This is a genomic window from Curtobacterium sp. VKM Ac-2889, assembly GCF_015350855.1.
GTDB lineage: Bacteria > Actinomycetota > Actinomycetes > Actinomycetales > Microbacteriaceae > Curtobacterium > Curtobacterium poinsettiae.
The window spans coordinates 39,212-58,992 of record NZ_JADKSC010000002.1 but is presented as its reverse complement, the minus strand read 5'-3'; the positions used below and the strand labels follow the sequence as shown (position 1 = coordinate 58,992).

The following is a 19,781-nucleotide window of genomic DNA, read 5'->3' as shown; positions in this document are numbered from 1 at the left end:
TACTGCCGGGTAACAGGGGATCGTTTGCGGTAACGGGAACCCGGCGGGCAGGGTTACTCATCGTAACCGAAGCCCGGGTCGTCGACTCGGGAACGATCGAAGGAGTGTCATGACACTGTTCCGCCTGGACGCCAGCATCCGCACCGAGGGCTCCACCAGCCGAGCACTCGGCGACATCGTCGAGACCGAGTGGAGTGCCGTGCACGCGGGCGCCGAGGTGTCCCGCCGTCACGTCGGCACCGACCCCGTGCCCGCCGACAGTTGGGCGAACGCCGTCGCCGGCTCCGCGACGCCCGAGTCCGAGCGCACGGCGGCCCAGGTCGCCGCCGTCGCCCTGGCCGCCGAGCTGACCGACGAGCTGGCCGGTGCCGACGCGCTGCTGTTCGCCGTGCCGCTCTACAACTTCGGCGTCTCGCAGCACTTCAAGTCTTACGTCGACCTCGTGCTGACCGACCCGCGCATGGCACCCGGCGCCGTGCCCGCGACCGCGGGCAAGCCGGCCGTCCTCGTCACGGTGCAGGGCGGCAACTACTCCGCCGGCACGCCCAGGGAGGGCTGGGACCACGCCACGGCCTGGATGCGCCGCATCCTCGAGGACGTCTGGCAGCTCGACCTCGACGTGGTGACGCGCGAGTTCACGCTCGTCGGGGTGAACCCCGCCCTCGATCAGTTCACGGAGCTGGCCGACGAACTGCGGGTCCGCGCCGAGGAGCAGTCGGCTCGGCACGGCCGCACGCTGGCGGCCGTGCCGAAGGCTGCGTGAAGCCGGCTCCTACGACGCGAGCATCTGCGCCACCACCGCGTAGAGCTCCCTGGGGTCCCCGGCGAGCATCTGCTTGATCAACGCGGCCTGCTCGTCCACCACGACCTCGTAGTCGTCGCGCTCGACCCCGTCCAGGGTGGCGCGCGCCACGTCCGCCGGGTCGGTCTTGGCCATCGAGATCCCCGCGGTCATGTCGGTGTCGGCCACTCCGAGGTGCACGGACATCACCGCGGTCCCTTGGCCGGCCAGCTCGTGCCGCAACGCGTTGCCCATGTTCCACAGGGCGGCCTTCGACACCGCGTAGGCGGAGGCTCCGGGCATGGCGAGCCACGAGGCACCCGAGGCGATGTTCACGATGCTCCCACCGCCGTTCGCCGCCAGGACGGGTGCGAACGCGCGGATCACGGACAGGGTGCCCCAGACGTTCGTGTCCATGTCGGCGTGGGCTGCGTCCAGGTCACCCAGCAGGGTCGCCGTGGTCGCGATCCCGGCGTTGTTGATCAAGAGATCGACGTCGGTGGCGACCGCGGCGGCAGCTGCGACGGACGCGGGGGAGGTGATGTCGAGGGCGAGACGTTCGACGCCCTCGAGGTCGATCAGTTCAGGGCGTCGGGCGGTGGCGTAGACCTTCGCCCCGCGTGCGATCAGCTGTGCGGCGAGGTGGCGTCCGATACCGCGGTTCGTGCCGGTGACGAGGGCAGTGGCTCTAGAGAGGTTCATGCCCGCTACGGTAGAACCTGACGTCAACGTGAGAATCAAGCCCGAGGGACAGAACGATGCGGATCGGTGAACTCGCAGAACGTGCCAGCGTCAGCGTCCGGTCACTGCGGTACTACGAGGAGCAGGGGCTCCTCGAGTCGGAGCGGACCACGGGCGGACACCGGGAGTACCGCGAGCCCGATGTCGCGCGGGTGCGCTTCATGCAGATGCTCTACGCGGCGGGCATGCCGAGTCGTCGGATCGTCGAACTCCTGCCCTTCCTCGACACCGGGGTCGCCACGCGGACGATGCTCGACCACTTCGACGAGGAGAGCGATCGCATCCGACGCCAGATCGAGGCCCTCGGTGCCACCCACGACCGCCTCGCGCGGCTCCGCGACATCGCGGCGGAGTCCGTCGCTGGGCGACCACCGGAGGAGTGCCGCTCGTCCGCGAACGCCGCCGCCGCCTGAGCCGCTCCGCCTAGTTGGCGGCGGCGGGCCTGCTGAACAGGTTGACGACGTTGCCGTCCGGGTCGCGGACCAGTGCGGAACGGTTGCCCCACGGCATCGTGGTCGGCTCCAGGACGACGTCGTCGCTGCCGAGCTGCAGTCCGGCGAAGTCGCCGTCGACGTCGGCGACCTCGAACTCGATGAGCACGGAATGGTTCGTCGCGGGCGTCAGCGTGCCTCCGAGCATGGCGACCGTGGCGGTGCTGGCGATCGCGAGGGTCCCACCCGGGCCGGTGAACTGCGCGAAGACCGGTGCAGGGCGCTCGGCTGGCTGGCCGGTGACCCGTTCGTAGAAGGCGACCATGCCCTCGAGGTCGTCGGTGATGATGCGGACGGATGCGAACGACATGGGGTTCCTCACGGTGGTGCTGCTGACTCGGAGCGACCAGCTTCACCGGCGGTTGCGACACCGTCCTGTCGGTGTTTCCGGAAACCGACTGCGCCGGCTAGTCGTCGAGGACCGGCCGGAGCCGTCCGTACTGGATCGCGAGGTCCTCGGATCGCAGGACGCGCTGCGCCGGCCGCTCGTCGGTGACCTCGACCGACAGCATCCGGTCGCCGCGGAATGCCCGCACCCCGTCGCGGGTCCGGCACCAGGCGATCAGGTACCACTGACCGTCCTTCCCGATCGACCCCAGTGGTTCGACGTCGCGGACGGACTCCGCTCCGCCGGCGTCCCGGTACCGGAGTCGCACGACCCGATCCGCGCGCAGGGCCGCCGCGAACTCGGCCGGGACGGCCGTGTCCTCCTCGTCCTCCAGGAAGTGCACCCGGGACGCCAGTGCGCTCGCTCGTGTCGCATCTGCGGCGGACATGACCGCGAGCGTCTTCCTGGCGGCGGTGTGCGCCGCGTGCCGGAAGGGACCGCGCCCGAGCGAGCCGAGCCCGATCAGCACCGCGAGGGCTTCATCCGGCGTGAAGCCCGCCGGGCCGAGCGTCGCGGACGCGTCGATGACGTACCCGCCGGTCCGGCCGGGCTCCGCCCAGATGGGCAGACCCGAATGCTGCAACGCGGAGATGTCCCGTTCGATGGTCCGCACCGACACCTCGAACCGCTCCGCGAGACGACGCGCGCTCCGCGGCTGCGGGGCGACGGCGCGCAACTCCTCCACGAGGCCGTAGAGCCGATCGGTGCGATTCACCTCGCCATCTTCGCGGTCGTCCCGATGTTCCGTCAGATCCACGCCGTCTCGTCTGCCACGTGCTCGTGGGGCTCGCGTCCGTCGGCCTAGGCTGCGAGGGTGTCCGCAGCCATGACCGTCGAACTCCTCCGGACGTTCGGTGTTGCTCTCGAACCCGGCTTGACGGAACGGGAACTGGCCCGGGCCGAGCGTCGGTACGGCGTCCGGTTCGGAGCGGACCACCGCGCCCTGCTCTCCCTCGCGTTGCCGAGCGGGGACGGCTGGTTCGACTGGCGCGCGCGGAACGACGAGCGACTGCGGCGAGCGATCCGGTGGCCGGTCGACGGCGCCCTGTTCGACGTCCGTCACGACGCCTTCTGGCCCGGGTCGTGGGGCGAGCGACCCGGCGACGAGTCGCAGCGTCTCGAGGTGGCTGCGCGGCACCTGCGGCAGTGGCCGCAGCTGGTGCCGTTGTACTCGCACCGCTACCTGCCTGCCGCGCCGCTCGGCAGCGGGGCGCCCGTCTTCTCGGTGCACCAGACGGACGTGGTCATCTACGGCGATGATCTCGTCGACTACGTCAAGCGGGAGTTCCGGCCGGATCGTACCGAGTGGGAGACCAGCGTCGGGATGCACGACCTGGAGCCGTGGACGCTGCTCGCCTTCGGCGAGGACGTGCCCTGAACGCACCGAGCGGATCGGACTGCCGGCGGTCCTGAACGCGACGGCTGACGGACTGGAGGCACGGTGCCAGCTGGCACCGTGCCTCCAGTCCGTCCTGGGGTTGCGCCCAGGGCGTGTCAGGACTCCGACAGGAATCCGGCGCGCAGCGTGAGGGGTCCGTCAGGGAAGCGCCCGCGCCGTCGGCGGTCCGGCATGCTCGGCAGGTTGCCCGCATGCACCACGGAACCAGGAGGACACCGGTGGCCCTCATCGACAACGGCATCTACGTCAACGGAACGCGGACCCAGTCGCCGCAGGACCTCAGCCTGACCTACGAGGCGCTCGACGCCGCGGGCAGCGGGGCGATGGCCTGGATCGGGCTGTTCCGACCGACCGCCACCGAACTCGCGTCCGTCGCCGACGAGTTCGGGCTGCACCCACTCGCCGTCGAGGACGCGCACAAGGGGCACCAGCGCGCGAAGCTCGAGCGCTACGGCGACACGCTCTTCGTGGTGCTGCGACCCGCCTGGTACGACGAGGACGAGGAGACGGTCGAGTTCGGCGAGGTGCACCTGTTCACCGGGCGGGGCTTCGTGGTCACCGTGCGGCAGGCGGAACGGCCGAATCTGGCCGACGTGCGGAAGCGACTCGAAGCCGATCCGGAAGCCCTGGGGCGAGGGTCCGAGGCGGTGCTCTGCGCCGTCCTCGACGAGGTCATCGACAGCTACGCCCCGGTCGTCGCCGGGCTGCAGGACGACATCGACGACATCGAGGACGACCTGTTCGACGGTGACGTCGACCCGGCGTCCTCGCGGCGGATCTACCAGCTGCTCAGTGAGGTCATCGGGTTCCAGCGCGCCATCGGCCCGCTGCCCGGGATGCTCAACGCGTTGCTGCGCGGCGCCGAGAAGTACGGCACTGACATCGAGGTGCAGAACCAGCTGCGGAACGTCCTCGACCACGCGATCCGTGTCACCGAGCGCGTGGACACCTTCCGGACGCTGCTCGAGAACGCCCTCACGCTGCACTCGACCCTGGTGACGCAGGAGCAGAACGATGCGATGCGCCGGATGACCAGCGCGAGCCTGGCGCAGGGGGAGGAGAGCCGGCGGCTGGCGCGGGCGTCGATGGAGCAGGGCGAAGAGGTGAAGAAGATCTCGTCGTGGGCGGCGATCCTGTTCGCGCCCACGTTGGTCGCGTCGATCTACGGCATGAACTTCGAGCACATGCCCGAGCTGCGGTGGGTGTGGGGGTACCCGGCGGCGATCGTCGCGATGGTCGTGTTGGCGGTCGTGCTGTGGGCGGTGTTCAAGCGGCGGCACTGGCTCTGAGCGTGCGTGACGACGGACTGGAGGCGCGGTGCCAGCTGGCGCCGTGCCTCCAGTCCGTCGGTCAGCCCGTCCAGGTCTGCTGGATGAGGGCCTCGAGGAGGCCGTCGGTCGGGACGTTCGACTGCGTGATCGAGATCCAGGTGTCGCCGCGCACGAAGAACGTGTGCGCCGTCTCCACCCGGTCCGAGTAGTACATCGCCGTCTCGGTGTGCTGGCAGGAGCGCCCGCCGAGTGTGTCGGTGCAGGTCCAGCCCTTGCCTGCGAGGGACTGGAGCCGGGCCTGGAGGACACTTCGGTCGACGGTGCCCATCTCGAGGAACAGGTTGTCGACGTCCTCGGTGCTGCCGCTCGGCGACCAGTGGCAGACCAGCGTCGCGTCCGCGGTGAACGGTTCCTCGGGGTCGACGTAGTAGTCGGTCTTCCCCCCGGGAACCGCGGGTCGGAGCTGGTCGAGGACCAGTGAACCGAACAGGCGCGGAGCATCAGCTGCCGGAACGGCGTCCGTGCACGCCGCGGGGATGGTCCCCGTCGTGTCGGCCGTCGGGGTCGGCGTCGGCGTGATGCGGGCCGCTGACGGTGACGGTGACGGCGACCCGGACGGTGCCGGGGCCGGCGCCGCAGAGGTCGCAGCCGGTGTCGGCGCGGCGGCGAAGGGCGTCGGGACCAGGCCGAGCGCCATCGACCCGCTCGCGGCACCGATGCCGAGCACCGCGATCACCGCCGCGATGAGTCCGGCCCGACGGCCAGGGGACACCGGGCGGGGCTCGGCGCGCATGCCCCGGACGACCTGCTCCCGCATGCCGGCGAGCATCTGGCGCATGTCGTCGCCGCCGGGCGGCTCGTTGCCCATCGGAGGCTCGTGGTCGAGACGTCGTTCATCGTTCATCGTTCGTCACCGCCTTCTTGGTCCGTGCACGAGACCGCCACACGCGTTGGGTGACGGCGCCGACGCTCATGCCGAGCAGTTCGGCGGCCTCGGCGTAGGAGCGGCCCTCGATCAGGCAGAGCTCGCACACCTGGCGATCGAGTGGCGCGAGTGCGTCGATCTCGGCGCGGACCCACCGCAGCCGCTCGCGGGCATCGTCGTCCTGTTCGGGCGCAGCGAGCTCGTCCGGCAGGTCGACGCCCTCGTGTCGGCGCTGCTGCCGTCGCAGGTTCGCGGCGTGGTTCCGGCACACGACGAGCAGCCACGGCAGGAGCGACTCCCCGGGGACCTCCACCGTGTCGGCCTTCTGCCACAGCGTCAGGAACGCGTCCTGCACGATCTCCTCGACGTCCATGCGCCGCGTGACCAGTGCCCACGTGTACCGGGTCATGGTCTCGGCGTGACGGTCGAACAACGCGGTGACGGCACTGCGGTCGCCGCGTGCTGCTGCCGCCACGAGCGCGCTGTCCGGCTCGGCTGATCGGTTCATGTCCACCCCCTTCACTCCGCAGTGTGCACGGAGGGGACATCCTCACAGATCGGTGGTCGCCGGGCGTGTCGTCGGGCCTGCGCTCCCGCCGTGGCCCTGGCTCTGCCCGGCGTCCACGGCCCGCCCGCGCCCGTCACTGCGCGTGGACGATCCGCACGCGTGTGACGGCGAAGCCGGCTCGTTCGAAGGCCGCTCGCATCGGGGTGTTGGCGGCGTCGGTGGTCCCGACGATGCGGTCTTGCCCGTCGTCGTGGTGAACGTGGGTCATCTCTGCGAGCAGGTCGTGGACGAACCCGTGTCCGCGGTGTTCCGGCAGGACCCCGAGGTAGCTGATGCTCGCGTCGTACGCCGTCCTGGTCGGGATGATGAACCCCACGGTGGTGCCGTCGGGCGCGTGCGCCGTGCGCCACGCGTGCCGGTCGCCGGGCAGCGAGCGGTAGAACTCGAGATCGTCGTCGGCCAGGGCATCGACGCCCTCGCGGGCGACCATGTCGTTGGTGTGGTCGTCGAGGGAGCCGGGCGCGACGGCCGCGAACAGCGCCCGGAAGGTCGTGTCCTCGGCCGGGGCGAACCGGAGCCGAGTCGGACGCGGTGGTCTCGGGGTCGTCGTGGTGCGCGCGAAGCTGATGCGCTCGGTGGTCCGGGTGAAGCCGCCGAGGTGCGCTGCTTCGTGTCGCCACCGGACCGCTTCGACTGCTGCCGGGTCGTCCGTCCAGGTCGGCGCGACGTCCACGTTGTACTCGAGCGGAGCGCCGGCGCCGAACGCGTCGAGCCCGGCCCGGACCAACGCGGCACCGACGTCGACCGCGGCGGCGCCTCGAACACTCGTCGAGAGACAGTCCAGGGTGGCGGGTCGTTCGCTGTCTGCCTGCCCCCACCAGAGCGCTCGGCCGACGGGCTGCCCTGCGCGTTCGGCGATCCACGACCATTGCGGTCGGTAGTTGCCCGTGCGGAGTTCGTCGGTCAGGCGCTCGGCGTCGACCCACGCCACGGTCTCGTCGCTGCTCCAGCGGGTGAGGGCCGGCACGTCGTCGGGCGTTGCGCGTCGGATCCGCAGCTGCGGGGAGGAGTCGGTCATCGAGCACGAGCCTGACGGATCGGCGGTCGATCCGCCAGGCCCGCGCTGCTCCGGGATCCGCTGCGCGTCGGCCTTCCTGCGGATGAGGCCGTGTCAGCCTCCCGGGGGACGCGAGTGCCACGGAGCGCGAGGGAGACTGCCGCGATGCAGATGCGTGAGAAACAACGTGCGGTGAACCTGGGCTTCGGAGTCGGCATCGCGCTGATCCTCGTGGGACTGCTGATGATCTGGTTCGCGCCGGCGGTCTGGAGCGGCTGGGCGACGTTCGTCGTCGTCATCGGCGTCCTGTCCGCGCTCGTCGGGTTCGTCTTCGCGCTCGTCCCGGCGAACGGCCGACGCTGACGGGCGTTGCCAGGTGGCGGGCGGAGGTCAGGAGGTCAGTGACCGGCGCCGAGGTTCCCGGCGAGGCGCCCGTGGAAGGCTCGGCTGGCGTCGTTCAGCCCGGCGATCTCGACCCGCTTGCCGTGCTGGTGGTACTTCGTCTCGATGGCGTCGAGCGCGGCGACGGTTGAGGCGTCCCAGATGTGCGACCCGGTCATGTCGATGACGACGAGCTCGGGGTCGTCGACGTAGTCGAACTGGGTGGTGAGGTCGTTGCTCGACGCGAAGAAGAGTTCGCCCTCGACCGTGTAGAGCGCGTGCTGCTCACCGGTGCTGAGCGTCTCGATGCTCCGCGACACGTTGGTGAAGTGCGACACCCTGCGGGCGAAGACGATCATCGCGGCGGTCACCCCGATGATCACGCCGATGGCCAGGTTGTCCGTGGCGACGACGATCACGACGGTGAGGACCATGACGACGGTCTCGCCGACCGGCATCCGCTTGAGGGTGGAGGGCTTGATGCTGTGCCAGTCGAAGGTGCCGACGGACACCATGACCATCACGGCGACGAGTGCGGCCATCGGGATGATCGCGACGACGTCACCGAGCCCGACGACGAGGACCAGCAGGAACACGCCGGACAGGAACGTCGAGATCCGGGTGCGGGCACCGGACGCCTTCACGTTGATCATCGTCTGGCCGATCATCGCGCAGCCACCCATGCCGCCCATGAACCCGGAGCAGATGTTCGCCACGCCCTGCCCGAGCGCTTCGCGGGTCTTGCGGGAGCCGGTGTCGGTGACCTCGTCGACGAGCTTCGCCGTCATCAGCGACTCGAGCAGGCCCACCAGCGCCATCGCCAGGGCGTAGGGGGCGATGATCGTCAGCGTCTCGAGCGTGAGCGGGACGTTCGGGATGAACAGGGTCGGCAGGCTGTCCGGCAGCTTGCCCTCGTCGCCGACGGTCGGGATGGCGATCGAGGCCAGCACGGTGACGAGCGTCAGGACGACGATCGCCACGAGCGGTGCCGGGATGGCCTTGGTGACACGGGGCAGCAGCACGATGATCGCGATGCCGACGGCGCCGATCGGCCAGACGAGCCAGTCGACGCCGATGATGTTCGGCAGCTGCGCGGTGAAGATCAGGATCGCGAGGGCGTTGACGAACCCCACCATCACCGACCTCGGCACGAAGCGCATCAGCTTGGCTGCGCCGAGCCCACCGAGGACGAGCTGGAAGACGCCGCCGAGGATGACGGTGGCGATCAGGTAGTCGAGCCCGTGGTCCCGCATGACCGGTGCGACGACGAGTGCGATCGCGCCGGTCGCACCGGAGATCATCGCGGCTCGCCCGCCGACGAACGAGATCACCACGGCCATCACGAACGCCGAGAACAGGCCGACGCGCGGATCGACGCCCGCGATGATCGAGAACGAGATCGCTTCCGGGATCAGCGCGAGGGCCACGACGAGGCCGGCGAGCACCTCGCGGAGCAGGATCTTCGGGTTCCGCAGGGCGGACAGGACGGTGGGACTGGCGTGCACCGGAGCCGGTGCGGGCGTGACGGTCGTCACGGTTCTCCTTCGGTGAGGGGGTGCGGACGCTCGGCGTCCGCGGGGGAATGTCGTGGGGGCGCTTCGTCGCGCACTGACCGAGTGCGGCCAGGAACCAGAACCTTCCGCAACGGAAGAGTCGGTCGTGTCTGACTCTAACGCAACGGAAGGGTTGCAGCGCAAGCATCGGTACGATCGGTCCGGACCGGGCAACCGGGCGGAAGGGGTCAGCAGTGACGGACGCAGCAGGTGCATCGACGATGCGGATCGGTGAACTCGCAGACCGGACCGGGCTCTCCATCCGGACCGTGCGCCACTACGACGACGTCGGACTGCTCCACCCCACCGGACGGACCGAGGGCGGCTTCCGGCTGTACTCCGACGACGACCTGCATCGCCTGCTCGTGATCCGCCGGATGAAGCCCCTCGGCTACTCCCTCGAGCAGATGGCGGAGCTCCTCGGCATCCTCGACGGGCTCGAGACGGCGGACGGCATCGAGCGCGACCGGCTGCAGGCGCAGCTCGACGCGTACGTCGTCGACACCGAGGAACGCCGGGCGAAGCTCGCCCGCAACCTCGAGTGGGCCGACGAGTTCCTCGGCATCCTGCGCCGGCACTGAGGCGCCGTGACGGAAGGGAGGCGCGGTGCCAGCTGACGCCGTGCCTCCCGTCCGTCCGCTGGTCGCGTCGCGCGACCGACGCCGGCTTGTTCACCCAACCGACGCGTCCGCGTGGCAGGGTGGTCCGGGGCATCGTCGCCCGCAGCCCAGCCAGCCGCCAGCGGAGCACGATGCCAACACCCGACCTGATGATCGTCACGGACCTCGACGGGACGTTCCTCGACCACCACGACTACTCGTTCGACGCGGCTCTGCCGATGCTCGAACAGCTGCGGGCGGACGACGTCCCCGTGGTGTTCTGCAGCAGCAAGACGCGTGCCGAGATCACGGCACTGCAGACCCGCACCGGGCTCGACGGGCACGCCTTCGTGGCGGAGAACGGCGCGGTCGTGGTCGGACCGGCGGGCGAGGTGCTGGTCGGACCGCGCGACGGGGACCTCGAGCGGCTGCACGCGGAGCTCGTCCGCGTCCGCCAGTCATTGGAGCTGCACTTCGAGACCTTCGGCGGCGTGACCGACGCGGTCGTCGCCGCGTGGACGGGCCTCGACCTCGAAGCGGCCGGACGAGCGCAGCAGCGCGAGGCGTCCGAGGTCCTGCTCTGGCACGCCGAGGACGACGACCGGGCGGACGCGTTCCGCGCGGCGTTCGCCGCGCTCGGCCTCGACCTGGTGCGCGGTGGCCGGTTCTGGCACGTGCTGCCGACGGGCCGCGACAAGGGCGCGGCGGTCCGGACGTTGATCGTCGACCACGAGCGCCGAACGGGGACGGTCCCGCGCACGATCGGACTCGGCGACGGCCCGAACGACACCGCGTTGCTCGACGCCGTCGACTTCGCCGTCGTGGTCCGCGGACACGGCCCGGCACCGGGGCCGCTCGCCGACGACCGACCCGAGCGCGTCCACCGCACGACCGTCCCCGGCCCGCAGGGCTGGACCGAGGGCCTCACCCGGTTCACCACCCCGTCCGTCAGGAGCCACCGATGAGCGACTTCCACCAGAACGGCGTCATCACGACGTTCCACGACCTCGGTCGCCGCAGCACCGCGAGCCTCGAAGAGGACCTGCGGGGCTTCGCCGAGAAGCGTCCGATGAGCCTGATCCTGCCCGCGCTGTACTCCGAGCTCGAGCGCCCGGCGCTGTCGCGGATCGTCGACGAGCTGGCCGAGGCCGACTGGCTCAGCGAGATCGTGATCGGGCTCGACCGGGCTGACCGCTCGCAGTTCGAGCACGCCCGCGAGTTCTTCTCGCGGCTGCCGCAGCGGCACCGGATCCTGTGGAACGACGGGCCGCGGCTGCGCGAGCTCGACGCCGAACTGGAGCGTGCGGGCCTGGCACCGGGGGAGCCCGGCAAGGGCCGGAACGTCTGGTACTGCACCGGCTACGCCCTGGCATCGGAGCGGGCGGACTGCATCGCCCTGCACGACTGCGACATCACCACCTACGAGCGGGGCATGCTCGCGCGGCTGTTCTACCCGGTCGCGAACCCCGCGTTCGACTACGAGTTCTCGAAGGGCTACTACGCACGCGTCGCCGACGGCCGGATCAACGGCCGCGCCGCACGGCTGCTCGTCGGGCCGCTGCTCCGCTCGCTCCGCCAGGTCTACGGGGAGTCCGAGTACCTGGAGTACCTCAGCAGCTTCCGGTACCCGTTGTCCGGCGAGTTCGCGATGCGCGCCCACGTGCTGAACGGCCTGAAGATCCCCGGCGACTGGGGACTCGAGATCGGGATGCTCTCCGAGGTCTACCGCGACTACGCGACCCGGCAGGTGTGCCAGGTGGAGATCGCCGACGCCTACGACCACAAGCACCAGCCCCTCGCCGAGGCCGACGGCACCGGCGGCCTGGCACGGATGGGCAACGACATCGTGCAGTCGCTGCTCCGGAAGCTCGCGACGATGGGCGTCCCGCTCACGTCCGACTCGTTCCGGGTGCTCAAGGCGACGTACTACCGGAACGCGCTCGACATCGTCGAGGTCTACCGGCACGAAGCCGAGATGAGCGGGCTCGCGTTCGACCAGCACGCCGAGGAAGCCGCGGTGGAGCTCTTCACCAAGGCGATCCTCGACGCCGGCGGCGCCTTCACGGCGCGGCCGAACGACAAGCCGTTCATCCCGAGTTGGAGCCGGGTGCGCTCGGCGGTGCCGGACGTGCTCGACCGGCTGCGCGACGCGGTGGAGGCGGACCAGCAGGACTGATCCGGCGTCTTGCGCGCGCCCTGGGCGCGAGTCAACGGCGGACGGGAGGCCCGGTGCCAGCTGGCCCGTGCCTCCCGTCCGTCGGTCTGGCGCCGTTCTCAGGCCGCACCCTGCGGCGCCCAGCCGAGTTCCGGACCCAGACGCTCCGCGATGTCGGTGATGATCTGCGCGTAGTCGTCGGGCTCGAACGAGAACGGGAGTGCGAAGGCGACCTCGGTGACCGCCTGGTAGCCGACGTCGGTGCGCAGCCGGTCCGCGATCTCGGCCGACGTGCCGACCAGGTCCGCAGCGAAGAGCATCCCTGCTGGACCCATCGGCACGCCGACGCGGCTCGAGCGGCTGTCGACGTAGGCGCGGTAGCGGGCCTCCTGCTCGCTCGTCGCGGTGTCGGTCGGGATGACGACCAGGCCCTGCGAGACGCGGGCGGCAGCGGGGTCGGGGTGGACGTCGAGGTACGCGTCGATCTGGGCGCGCTGGTTCGTGGCGAAGTCGGTGCCGACCTCGCTGCGGGTGACGCTCGAGGTGAGCAGGTGGAAGCCGTTCTCGCCCGCCCACACGGCCGACTTCGTGCTGCCGGTGCCGTACCAGATCCGGTCGGCCAGGCCGGTGCTGTGCGGCTGGACGGTGCTCGCGAACTCCTCGATGCCCCGACGTTCGACGGTCTCGGTGTCCGTCACCGGGTCACCGCGCACCAGGTCACGGAAGCGCAGGAGCCGGTCGTTGCCGAGGTCCTCGTGCTCCAGGGTGTGGGGGTAGATCGCGTCGCGGTACAGGTCGAAGTTCATCGGGGTCCCGACGGAGAACCCGGGGTTCAGGCGGCCACCGAGCAGGACGTCGACCGTGCTGAGGTCCTCGGCCAGGCGGAACGGGTTCTCGGCGCCGATCGGGGTGACGGCGGTGCCGAGGTCGATGCGCGAGGTGCGCTGCGAGGCGGCGGCCAGCACCGCGACGGGGGAGGAGATGCCGTGCTGCAGGTGCCGGTGGCGCAGCCAGGCGCTGTCGAAACCCACGGCCTCGGCACGCTCGATCACGCGCAGGGTGTCCTCGTGGCCCTCGGACGGTCGGGCGGGGTCGAACGACCCGATCGTCAGGAAGCCGAGCCGGTGCAGGGGAGTTCCGTCGAGGGGCATGGGTCGATCGTGCCAGACCATCGGGTGGCGCGGGGGTCCGGATGGCAGGGTGTATCCGTGCACATCACCCTGGATTCTGCGACCGACATCGTCATCTCCGGCATCCGGTTCCCGGAGGGCAACCGCTGGCACGACGGGCGGCTCTGGTACTCGGACATGCACACCGGCGAAGTCTTCTCGGTCGACCCGTCCTCGACCGACGGCCCCCGGCTCGAGGCCACCGTCGACGGGCAGTCGTCCGGACTCGGGTGGCTGGCCGACGGACGTCTCATCATCAGCTCGATGGAGTCCCGCACGGTCGTCGCCGTCGAGCCGGACGGCAGCACCTCGGTGTTCGCCGACCTGTCCACGATCGAGTCGTCGCTCGTGAACGACCTGGTCGTCGACGCCCAGACCGGCCGGACCTACATCGGTGCCTTCGGCTACGACCTGTACGCGGGCGAGGAACTGCGCCCCGGCCCGCTCTACGTGATCGACCCCGACGGCTCCGTCCGTCTGGCCGCCGAGGGCCTGGTGTTCCCGAACAGCGCCAACGTCCTGCCCGGCACCCGGACCCTGGTGGTCAGCGAGACGTGGGGCGGCCGGCTCACCGCGTTCGACATCGAGGACGACGGTTCGTTGACCGGGCGTCGCGAGTGGGCAGCCCTGCCCGGTGGCGTGACCCCGGACGGCAGCACCGTGGACCGTGACGGTGCCGTCTGGGTCTGCTCGGTCGACACGGGGGAGTTCCTGCGGGTCGTCGAGGGCGGCGAGGTGACCGACCGCGTCGACGCGCCCGGGGAGTGCGCGATCGACTGTGCGCTCGGTGGCGAGGACGGTCGCACCCTCTACCTGGCGACAGCCGACAGCTACGACCCGGCCGTGACGGCGCAGACTCGCTCCGGCCGGATCAGTTCGGTCCGGGTCGAGGTCCCCGGGTGGTGAACCCGAGCGGCCTCGCCGAGGCGACGCGGCGCGCGGCGCACCTGGTCGAGCACGGGCCGACCGTGGTCGTCATGTCGCAGCAGGCGGGACTCGCCGCGCTGTCGGTCCTCTGGGTGGCCGCCACTGCCCCCGCCGCCTTGCGGCTCAGCATGCTGGTCTGGTTCCTCCTCGCCGTCGCCGGAGCGGTCGTGGCGGTGACCGCCTGGGTCCGCGCTCGACGGCACCGCAGGCTGCTGCCCTACATCGTCGACACGCCCGAACGGCCGCTCGGCGCGCTCACCCCTGCGGACCGCAAGTCCGTGACCCGGCAGTTCAGTGGGCGGGCCGCGATGACGCCCGAGACCATGCCGCTCGTGCGGGCGCTGCTCGCGTGGCAGCGACGGTCGACGCGGATGGCGATCCCGGCGCTCATCGGTATGGGCCTCGGCCTCCTCGGCCTGGCGGGGTCCGCACTCGCCACGCTGGGTCCGTGGCGCTGGCTGTTCGTCGTGCTCATCGTCTGCGCTGCAGCGTTCGTCACCGTCTTGTCGATGATCGAGAAGCGGCGGCGCGACCGGATCCTGGCCGAGATCGATCCGGCAGGCGCGCCAGTCTCCTGACCTCGCGCGCGCCGCCTCCACCGCGCGTTAGCGTGGTGCGGGGAGGCCGTGATGGACAGTCCAGGTTGGTGGGCGGCGGTCGGCTGCGCCGTGCTCCTGCTCATCGTCGAGGCGGCGATCTGGGGCATCGTGTCGATCGCTGCGGACGGACTGGGACGGAACCGCGCAGCGGGTATCCGACTGCCGTCGCTCATGCGGAGCGACGCGGCCTGGCACGCCGGACACCGGGCCGCCCGCCGGGTCATGCGGCCGTTGCTCATCGGCGCCGCGGTCGTGGCGATCGTGTCCGTTCCGGCCCAGCTCATCCCGGTGCTCTACGTGGTGCTGCTCGGGCTGTCCCTGGCGACCACGCTGGCGGCGCTCGTCGTCGGTGCGGTGTCGGCGTCCCGTGCTGCGAACAGCGTTCCTCGCGACGATTGATCGGAGCGGCCATGCTGGTCCCGTGCAGCGAATCGGGCTCAGCGACCCAGAAGGTGTTCGGTTCGTCCCTTCCCGCGGATCGGGGACCGGCGTCCTGGTGCTCGCGGGGTCGAGCGGGCGGATCGACGAGGACCGCGCGCGGGTCTTCGCGGAACTCGGGCACGTCGCTGAATCGATCCGGTGGTTCGGGGGAGCCGGCCAGCAACCGGGACCGTGGTCCGTCCCCCTCGAACTGTTCCTCGCCCGTATCGACGATCTCGAGCGGACCTGCGATCGGGTCTGGATCGTCGGGACGTCCCTCGGGGCCGAGGCCGCGCTGGTCCTCGGCGCCCTCCGCCCCTCGGTCGCGGGCGTCATCGCGTTCGCACCCACCGACGTGGTGTGGCCCTGGCCGGACGACGAGGGCGTGGAACGATCGCACTGGACCCTCGACGGCTCGCCACTGCCGCACGTGCCGTTGGCGTGGGACACCTGGCGGCGGGAAGAACCTCCGCGCTTCCGATCGCTCTACGAACACTCGTACGAAGCTGCCGCGGACTGGGTTCGGGCAGCGGCGGTACCCGTCGAGCGGATACCGCAGCTCGTCCTGATCGCCGGTGAGGACGACCAGGTCTGGCCCAGCGCCCAGAGCGTTCGCCGCATCGCAGCTCGGCGAACCGCGGCCGGGCACACCACGACCGTGGTCATCCATCGGCACGCAGGGCACCGGGCAGTCCTGCCGACCGAGCCGGTCGTGGCCGGAGGGATCGCGATGGTGCGCGGCGGTACCGCCACCGCCGACGCGGCGCTCGGGCTGACGGCACTCGAGACGATCCGGATCGCCCTTGCTCAGGACCGCATCCGTTCATCGAGCTGACCGCGGGGCTGTCCGTCGCTGACCGGTGCGAGGTTGCACACGTGGTGCGAGGCATCAGGGTCGCACCACGCGTGCAACCTCGCACCAGGCGGAACTGGCACGGCGCTCAGTGCCCGAGCTCGACGAGGAGCACGCCGACGATGATCAGCGCGATCCCGCCGAGCATGAGCGCCGTGAGCGGTTCGCGGAAGAGCACGCGTCCGAGGACGGCGGTCAGGGCGACGCCCGTCGCGGCCCAGATGCCGTAGGCCACCCCGATCGGCAGGCCGAGCGTCAATGCCACCGCGAGCAGGCTGAACGCGGTCAGGTACCCCGCGACGACGGCGACGTACCAGACGCGTTTCCCGTCCGTCGCGAGCTTGAGGCTGATCGTCGCGCCGACCTCGGTGACGATCGCGATCGCGAGCAGGACCCACCCCATCAGCGGGGCTCCTGCTCGCGGCGTGCGAGCGCCCGCTGGGACCCGATCTCGACCAGGAGCACGCCCACCGCGATGAGCGCGATCCCGACGATCATCGTGAGGGTCAGGGCCTGCCCGAACAGGACGGCGGCGAGCACCGCGGTCAGTGCGACGCCGGAAGCGCCCCAGATGCCGTAGGCGACGCCGACGGCCATGCCGCTCCGGAGCACCCGGATGAGCATGACGAATGCGGTGACGTACCCGATGCCGACGACGGCGTACCAGGCCGGTTGCTCGACGGCTGCCTGCATGGACAGGGCACCCGTGACCTCGGCGACGATCGCGATCCCGAGGAAGAGCCACTTCACGAGGCACCGCCGCCGACGAGGCTGGCGATCGCCCGAGCCGCCGTGGCGACGGTCTCGGAAGCGGCGGTGTCGTCACGATCGGCGAGCCACGACCCGCTGACGCCGTCGGCGGTCGCGATGAGCAGGCGTGCGACCTGCTCGACCGGCACCGCCCACGTGATCCCGTCCTCGCTCGACCAGGCGTCGACGTGCGCGCGGACGGCTTCGAGGTACGCCCCCTGTTCCCACGCGGCGAGCTCTGCCAGGTCGGCATCGCGACGGGAGTGCGTGACGAGTTCGACGAGGGCGAGTGCGGTCGCCGGGTCGCTCTTGGTCTGCCCGAGGTGCGCCGCCAGGCCCGCGGCGATCCGCGCCCGTGGATCGAGCCGTGTGGTCGGCGTCGCGAACGCGGCCGCCATCGCGCCCCGCAGCTGTCGTTCGAGCACCGCCCGGAACAGCGCCGACTTCGAGGCGAAGCAGTAGTGGAACGCACCGTGCGGGAGTCCGGCGGCCGTGGTGACGGCGCGCGTGGTGAGCGCGGCGATCCCGCCGTCGCGCAGGACCGCGATCGCCGCGTCGACGAGCTGGTGTCGCCGTTCCTCGATGCTGCGGTGCTCTTGGTGCAGGGTCATGGACCGACCGTACCGCCTGACTTGGCCAGGTGGCCAAGTCAGGCGGTGAACTGTCAGGGACGAACGGACGGGAGGCACGGTGCCAGCTGGCACCGTGCCTCCCGTCCGCCGACGTGGCGGGGTCCAGGGTTCCGCTCAGGCCGCGCCGTGACTGGCGCGGCTGCGCCGTGAGAGCGAGTCGATGATGACGGCCAGCAGCAGGACCGCGCCGGTGATCATGTAGCGGATCGACGAGTCGAGGCTCAGCAGGGTGAGGCCGTTCGAGATCGACTGGATCACGATGATGCCGAGCAGCGCCGACCAGGCACTGCCACGACCGCCGAACAGGCTGGTCCCGCCGATGACGGCGGCGGCGATCGCGTTGAGGTTCGTGTCGCCGGCACCGGAGGACAGGCTCGCCGAGTTGAGGCGGGCGGCGGCGAGGATGCCGCCGACGGTGGCGAAGAGCGAGGTCAGCATGAACACCGAGATGTAGATGCGGTTCACCCGGATGCCGGAGCGCCGTGCAGCCTCGACGTTGCCGCCGACCGCGAAGACCGAACGGCCCCAGCGGGTGCGCTTGAGCACGAAGTTCATCAGCACGACCAGCACGATGAAGAACACGAACGAGGTGCCGGTGCCGAAGTCGCGTGACAGGTACCAGACCATCAGCGCCAGGCCGAGGAACAGGGCGACGGACTTCACGATCGTCAGGGACACCGCCCCGGTCGACAGTCCGGCGCGACGGCGACGGGCAGCGCGGCGGATCTCGGTGAAGAAGAGTCCTCCGGCGGCCAGGACGGCGAGCAGGTAGGCGAGCCACGGCGGCAGGTACGACGCCGAGGCGAACTGCACGATCGGCGAGTCGTACGGCAGGTTGATCGAGCCGTTCGGGCCGAGGATGAGCAGCTGCAGCCCGAGGAACCCGAGCAGACCAGCGAGCGTGATGACGAAGCTCGGCACCCCGAAGCGGGTGAACAGCAGGCCGTAGAGCAGACCGGCGGCCGCACCGACGGCCAAGGCGACGGTGATCACGAGCCACAGCGGCCAGCCGAGTGTGGTGAGGCCCTGGCCGAGGATCGCCGCGGAGAGTCCGCTGACGCTGCCGACGGACAGGTCGATCTCGCCGAGCAGCAGCACGAGCACGATGCCGATCGCGATGGTGCCGACCGCCGCGCACTGCAGGGCGAGGTTGACCAGGTTGCCCGGGGACAGGAAGTCGGGGGAGAGCGCCTGGAACACCGCCCAGATGACGATGAGCCCGACGACCACCGGCAGCGAACCGATGTCACCGCCGCGGACCCGCCGGACGAACGCCTTCGCCGCGCCGCCGATCCCCTGGTCGCGCAGGAGCCGCTCGTCCTGCAGGTCGGCCGCCGAGGGGGTCGGGGTCGCCGCGGTGAGGGTCTCGTCGGTCTTGCTCATGCGCTGGTCTCCTGCTCGGTCCGGGCGGCGGCGCGACGGGTGACGGCGTTGTCGGTGGCGCCGGTGATGGCCGCGATGATCTCCTCGTAGGAGACGTCGTCGATGCGGAACGTGCCGTTGTTGCGCCCGAGCCGCAGGACCGCGACCCGGTCGGCGACGGCCTGCACGTCCGCGAGGTTGTGGCTGATGAGCACGACGCCGAGGCCGCGCTCGCGCAGGCGTTCGACGAGGTTCAGGACCTCGGCGGTCTGCGCGACACCGAGTGCGGCGGTGGGCTCGTCGAGGACGACCACCTGCGGGTCGCCGATCAGTGAACGGGCGATCGCCACGGTCTGCCGCTGCCCACCGGACAGCGACGCGATGGGGATCCGCACCGACGGGATCCGGGCCGCGAGCTGCTGCAGGAGCTCCCACGAGCGGCGCTCCATCTCCTCCTCGTCGAGGAACGGGTGCGCGATCTCGCGGCCGAGGAACAGGTTCGAGACCACGTCGAGGTTGTCGGCGAGGGCGAGGTCCTGGAACACGGTGGCGATGCCGAGGGTCTGGGCCGCCGCGGGGTTCGGGACGGTGACCTCGTCACCGCCGAAGGTGATCGTGCCGCCGTCCGGGGTGTAGACCCCGGCGAGGATCTTCACGAACGTCGACTTGCCGGCGCCGTTGTCGCCGACGATGGCGACCACCTCGCCCGGGTAGACGTCGAAGTCGATGTCGCTGAGGGCCTGGACGGCGCCGAACCGCTTGGTGATCCCGCGCAGGGACATCACCGGTTCGGCGGAGGGGTGTGCTGCTGGTGACGCGT

Annotated in this window: 25 protein-coding genes; 12 read left to right on the top strand and 13 right to left on the bottom strand. The window is 70.8% G+C overall.

Features of this window, described 5'->3' with window-relative positions; genetic code table 11:
* Positions 1 to 109: 109 nt before the first annotated feature.
* Entirely contained in the window at positions 110 to 763 is a 654-nt protein-coding gene (locus ITJ50_RS06125) for an FMN-dependent NADH-azoreductase (protein WP_194590140.1), read from the top strand.
* A 9-nt stretch (positions 764 to 772) separates the two neighbouring features.
* On the opposite strand, the gene ITJ50_RS06120 is transcribed toward ITJ50_RS06125, so the two are convergent.
* On the bottom strand, positions 773 to 1,483 hold the full coding sequence (locus ITJ50_RS06120) for an SDR family oxidoreductase (protein ID WP_194590139.1): 711 nt from the start codon (positions 1,481 to 1,483) through the stop codon (positions 773 to 775).
* Positions 1,484 to 1,539: 56 nt separating this feature from the next.
* On the opposite strand from ITJ50_RS06120, the gene ITJ50_RS06115 reads away from it, so the two are divergent.
* Entirely contained in the window at positions 1,540 to 1,935 is a 396-nt protein-coding gene (locus ITJ50_RS06115; RefSeq protein ID WP_194590138.1) for a MerR family transcriptional regulator, read from the top strand.
* Between the two features lie 10 nt (positions 1,936 to 1,945).
* Here the strand turns inward: ITJ50_RS06115 and ITJ50_RS06110 are convergent, their stop codons facing one another.
* Entirely contained in the window at positions 1,946 to 2,323 is a 378-nt protein-coding gene (locus tag ITJ50_RS06110) for a VOC family protein (RefSeq protein WP_194590137.1), read from the bottom strand.
* Positions 2,324 to 2,420: 97 nt separating this feature from the next.
* The gene (locus ITJ50_RS06105; protein WP_194590136.1) at positions 2,421 to 3,116 is read right to left on the bottom strand and encodes a helix-turn-helix transcriptional regulator; all 696 of its coding nucleotides are present in this window, start codon (positions 3,114 to 3,116) and stop codon (positions 2,421 to 2,423) included.
* A gap of 111 nt (positions 3,117 to 3,227) precedes the next feature.
* On the opposite strand from ITJ50_RS06105, the gene ITJ50_RS06100 reads away from it, so the two are divergent.
* Both ITJ50_RS06100 and ITJ50_RS06095 read left to right on the top strand, forming a co-directional pair.
* Entirely contained in the window at positions 3,228 to 3,779 is a 552-nt protein-coding gene (locus ITJ50_RS06100; protein ID WP_159557817.1) for a hypothetical protein, read from the top strand.
* Positions 3,780 to 4,018: 239 nt separating this feature from the next.
* Positions 4,019 to 5,089, top strand: a complete 1,071-nt coding sequence (locus ITJ50_RS06095; RefSeq protein WP_194590423.1) for a magnesium and cobalt transport protein CorA — start codon at positions 4,019 to 4,021, stop codon at positions 5,087 to 5,089.
* 61 nt (positions 5,090 to 5,150) lie between these two features.
* On the opposite strand, the gene ITJ50_RS06090 is transcribed toward ITJ50_RS06095, so the two are convergent.
* The 3 genes from ITJ50_RS06090 to ITJ50_RS06080 form a co-directional block, all read right to left on the bottom strand.
* A complete protein-coding gene (locus ITJ50_RS06090; RefSeq protein ID WP_194590135.1) occupies positions 5,151 to 5,975 on the bottom strand; it encodes a hypothetical protein in 825 nt (274 codons plus the stop codon).
* Positions 5,965 to 6,504: an RNA polymerase sigma factor gene (locus ITJ50_RS06085; protein ID WP_194590134.1), complete on the bottom strand. Its 540-nt coding sequence runs from the start codon at positions 6,502 to 6,504 to the stop codon at positions 5,965 to 5,967. The genes ITJ50_RS06090 and ITJ50_RS06085 overlap by 11 nt, the downstream gene beginning before the upstream one ends.
* A gap of 133 nt (positions 6,505 to 6,637) precedes the next feature.
* Positions 6,638 to 7,582: a GNAT family N-acetyltransferase gene (locus ITJ50_RS06080; protein ID WP_194590133.1), complete on the bottom strand. Its 945-nt coding sequence runs from the start codon at positions 7,580 to 7,582 to the stop codon at positions 6,638 to 6,640.
* A 144-nt stretch (positions 7,583 to 7,726) separates the two neighbouring features.
* Between ITJ50_RS06080 and ITJ50_RS06075 the strand changes: the two genes are divergently transcribed.
* Positions 7,727 to 7,924 (top strand): hypothetical protein, encoded by a 198-nt coding sequence (locus tag ITJ50_RS06075; RefSeq protein ID WP_017887151.1) that lies wholly within the window; start codon positions 7,727 to 7,729, stop codon positions 7,922 to 7,924.
* Between the two features lie 35 nt (positions 7,925 to 7,959).
* Here ITJ50_RS06075 and ITJ50_RS06070 read toward each other — a convergent pair whose 3' ends face one another.
* Positions 7,960 to 9,477: a SulP family inorganic anion transporter gene (locus ITJ50_RS06070; RefSeq protein WP_071252403.1), complete on the bottom strand. Its 1,518-nt coding sequence runs from the start codon at positions 9,475 to 9,477 to the stop codon at positions 7,960 to 7,962.
* 212 nt (positions 9,478 to 9,689) lie between these two features.
* Between ITJ50_RS06070 and ITJ50_RS06065 the strand changes: the two genes are divergently transcribed.
* The 3 genes from ITJ50_RS06065 (at position 9,690) to ITJ50_RS06055 (ending at position 12,270) form a co-directional block, all read left to right on the top strand.
* Positions 9,690 to 10,076, top strand: coding sequence for a MerR family transcriptional regulator (locus ITJ50_RS06065; protein WP_042536882.1), 387 nt, complete (start codon positions 9,690 to 9,692; stop codon positions 10,074 to 10,076).
* 170 nt (positions 10,077 to 10,246) lie between these two features.
* On the top strand, positions 10,247 to 11,059 hold the full coding sequence (locus ITJ50_RS06060) for an HAD-IIB family hydrolase (RefSeq protein ID WP_194590132.1): 813 nt from the start codon (positions 10,247 to 10,249) through the stop codon (positions 11,057 to 11,059).
* The gene (locus tag ITJ50_RS06055) at positions 11,056 to 12,270 is read left to right on the top strand and encodes a glycosyl transferase (protein WP_027464806.1); all 1,215 of its coding nucleotides are present in this window, start codon (positions 11,056 to 11,058) and stop codon (positions 12,268 to 12,270) included. The genes ITJ50_RS06060 and ITJ50_RS06055 overlap by 4 nt, the downstream gene beginning before the upstream one ends.
* 98 nt (positions 12,271 to 12,368) lie before the next feature.
* On the opposite strand, the gene ITJ50_RS06050 is transcribed toward ITJ50_RS06055, so the two are convergent.
* Positions 12,369 to 13,400, bottom strand: coding sequence for an LLM class flavin-dependent oxidoreductase (locus ITJ50_RS06050; RefSeq protein ID WP_042536878.1), 1,032 nt, complete (start codon positions 13,398 to 13,400; stop codon positions 12,369 to 12,371).
* Positions 13,401 to 13,457: 57 nt separating this feature from the next.
* On the opposite strand from ITJ50_RS06050, the gene ITJ50_RS06045 reads away from it, so the two are divergent.
* From ITJ50_RS06045 to ITJ50_RS06030, 4 genes are read left to right on the top strand one after another with little or no spacing between them, the layout of a single operon-like run.
* The gene (locus tag ITJ50_RS06045; RefSeq protein ID WP_052481576.1) at positions 13,458 to 14,324 is read left to right on the top strand and encodes an SMP-30/gluconolactonase/LRE family protein; all 867 of its coding nucleotides are present in this window, start codon (positions 13,458 to 13,460) and stop codon (positions 14,322 to 14,324) included.
* Positions 14,318 to 14,923: a hypothetical protein gene (locus ITJ50_RS06040; protein WP_194590131.1), complete on the top strand. Its 606-nt coding sequence runs from the start codon at positions 14,318 to 14,320 to the stop codon at positions 14,921 to 14,923. The genes ITJ50_RS06045 and ITJ50_RS06040 overlap by 7 nt, the downstream gene beginning before the upstream one ends.
* Positions 14,924 to 14,974: 51 nt before the next feature.
* Positions 14,975 to 15,343 (top strand): SdpI family protein, encoded by a 369-nt coding sequence (locus ITJ50_RS06035; protein ID WP_194590130.1) that lies wholly within the window; start codon positions 14,975 to 14,977, stop codon positions 15,341 to 15,343.
* Positions 15,344 to 15,365: 22 nt separating this feature from the next.
* Positions 15,366 to 16,199, top strand: coding sequence for an acyl-CoA thioester hydrolase/BAAT C-terminal domain-containing protein (locus tag ITJ50_RS06030; RefSeq protein WP_194590129.1), 834 nt, complete (start codon positions 15,366 to 15,368; stop codon positions 16,197 to 16,199).
* Between the two features lie 106 nt (positions 16,200 to 16,305).
* On the opposite strand, the gene ITJ50_RS06025 is transcribed toward ITJ50_RS06030, so the two are convergent.
* From ITJ50_RS06025 to ITJ50_RS06005, 5 genes are all read right to left on the bottom strand, one after another.
* Positions 16,306 to 16,620, bottom strand: a complete 315-nt coding sequence (locus tag ITJ50_RS06025; protein ID WP_194590128.1) for a DMT family transporter — start codon at positions 16,618 to 16,620, stop codon at positions 16,306 to 16,308.
* Positions 16,620 to 16,967: a DMT family transporter gene (locus tag ITJ50_RS06020; protein ID WP_194590127.1), complete on the bottom strand. Its 348-nt coding sequence runs from the start codon at positions 16,965 to 16,967 to the stop codon at positions 16,620 to 16,622. Before ITJ50_RS06020 ends, ITJ50_RS06025 begins: the two co-directional genes overlap by 1 nt.
* Positions 16,964 to 17,578, bottom strand: a complete 615-nt coding sequence (locus ITJ50_RS06015) for a TetR/AcrR family transcriptional regulator (protein ID WP_017887485.1) — start codon at positions 17,576 to 17,578, stop codon at positions 16,964 to 16,966. The genes ITJ50_RS06020 and ITJ50_RS06015 overlap by 4 nt, the downstream gene beginning before the upstream one ends.
* A 135-nt stretch (positions 17,579 to 17,713) precedes the next feature.
* Entirely contained in the window at positions 17,714 to 18,982 is a 1,269-nt protein-coding gene (locus ITJ50_RS06010; protein WP_056071139.1) for a sugar ABC transporter permease, read from the bottom strand.
* Positions 18,979 to 19,743 (bottom strand): ATP-binding cassette domain-containing protein, encoded by a 765-nt coding sequence (locus ITJ50_RS06005; RefSeq protein WP_111038920.1) that lies wholly within the window; start codon positions 19,741 to 19,743, stop codon positions 18,979 to 18,981. Before ITJ50_RS06005 ends, ITJ50_RS06010 begins: the two co-directional genes overlap by 4 nt.
* Between the last annotated feature and the right edge of the window lie 38 nt (positions 19,744 to 19,781).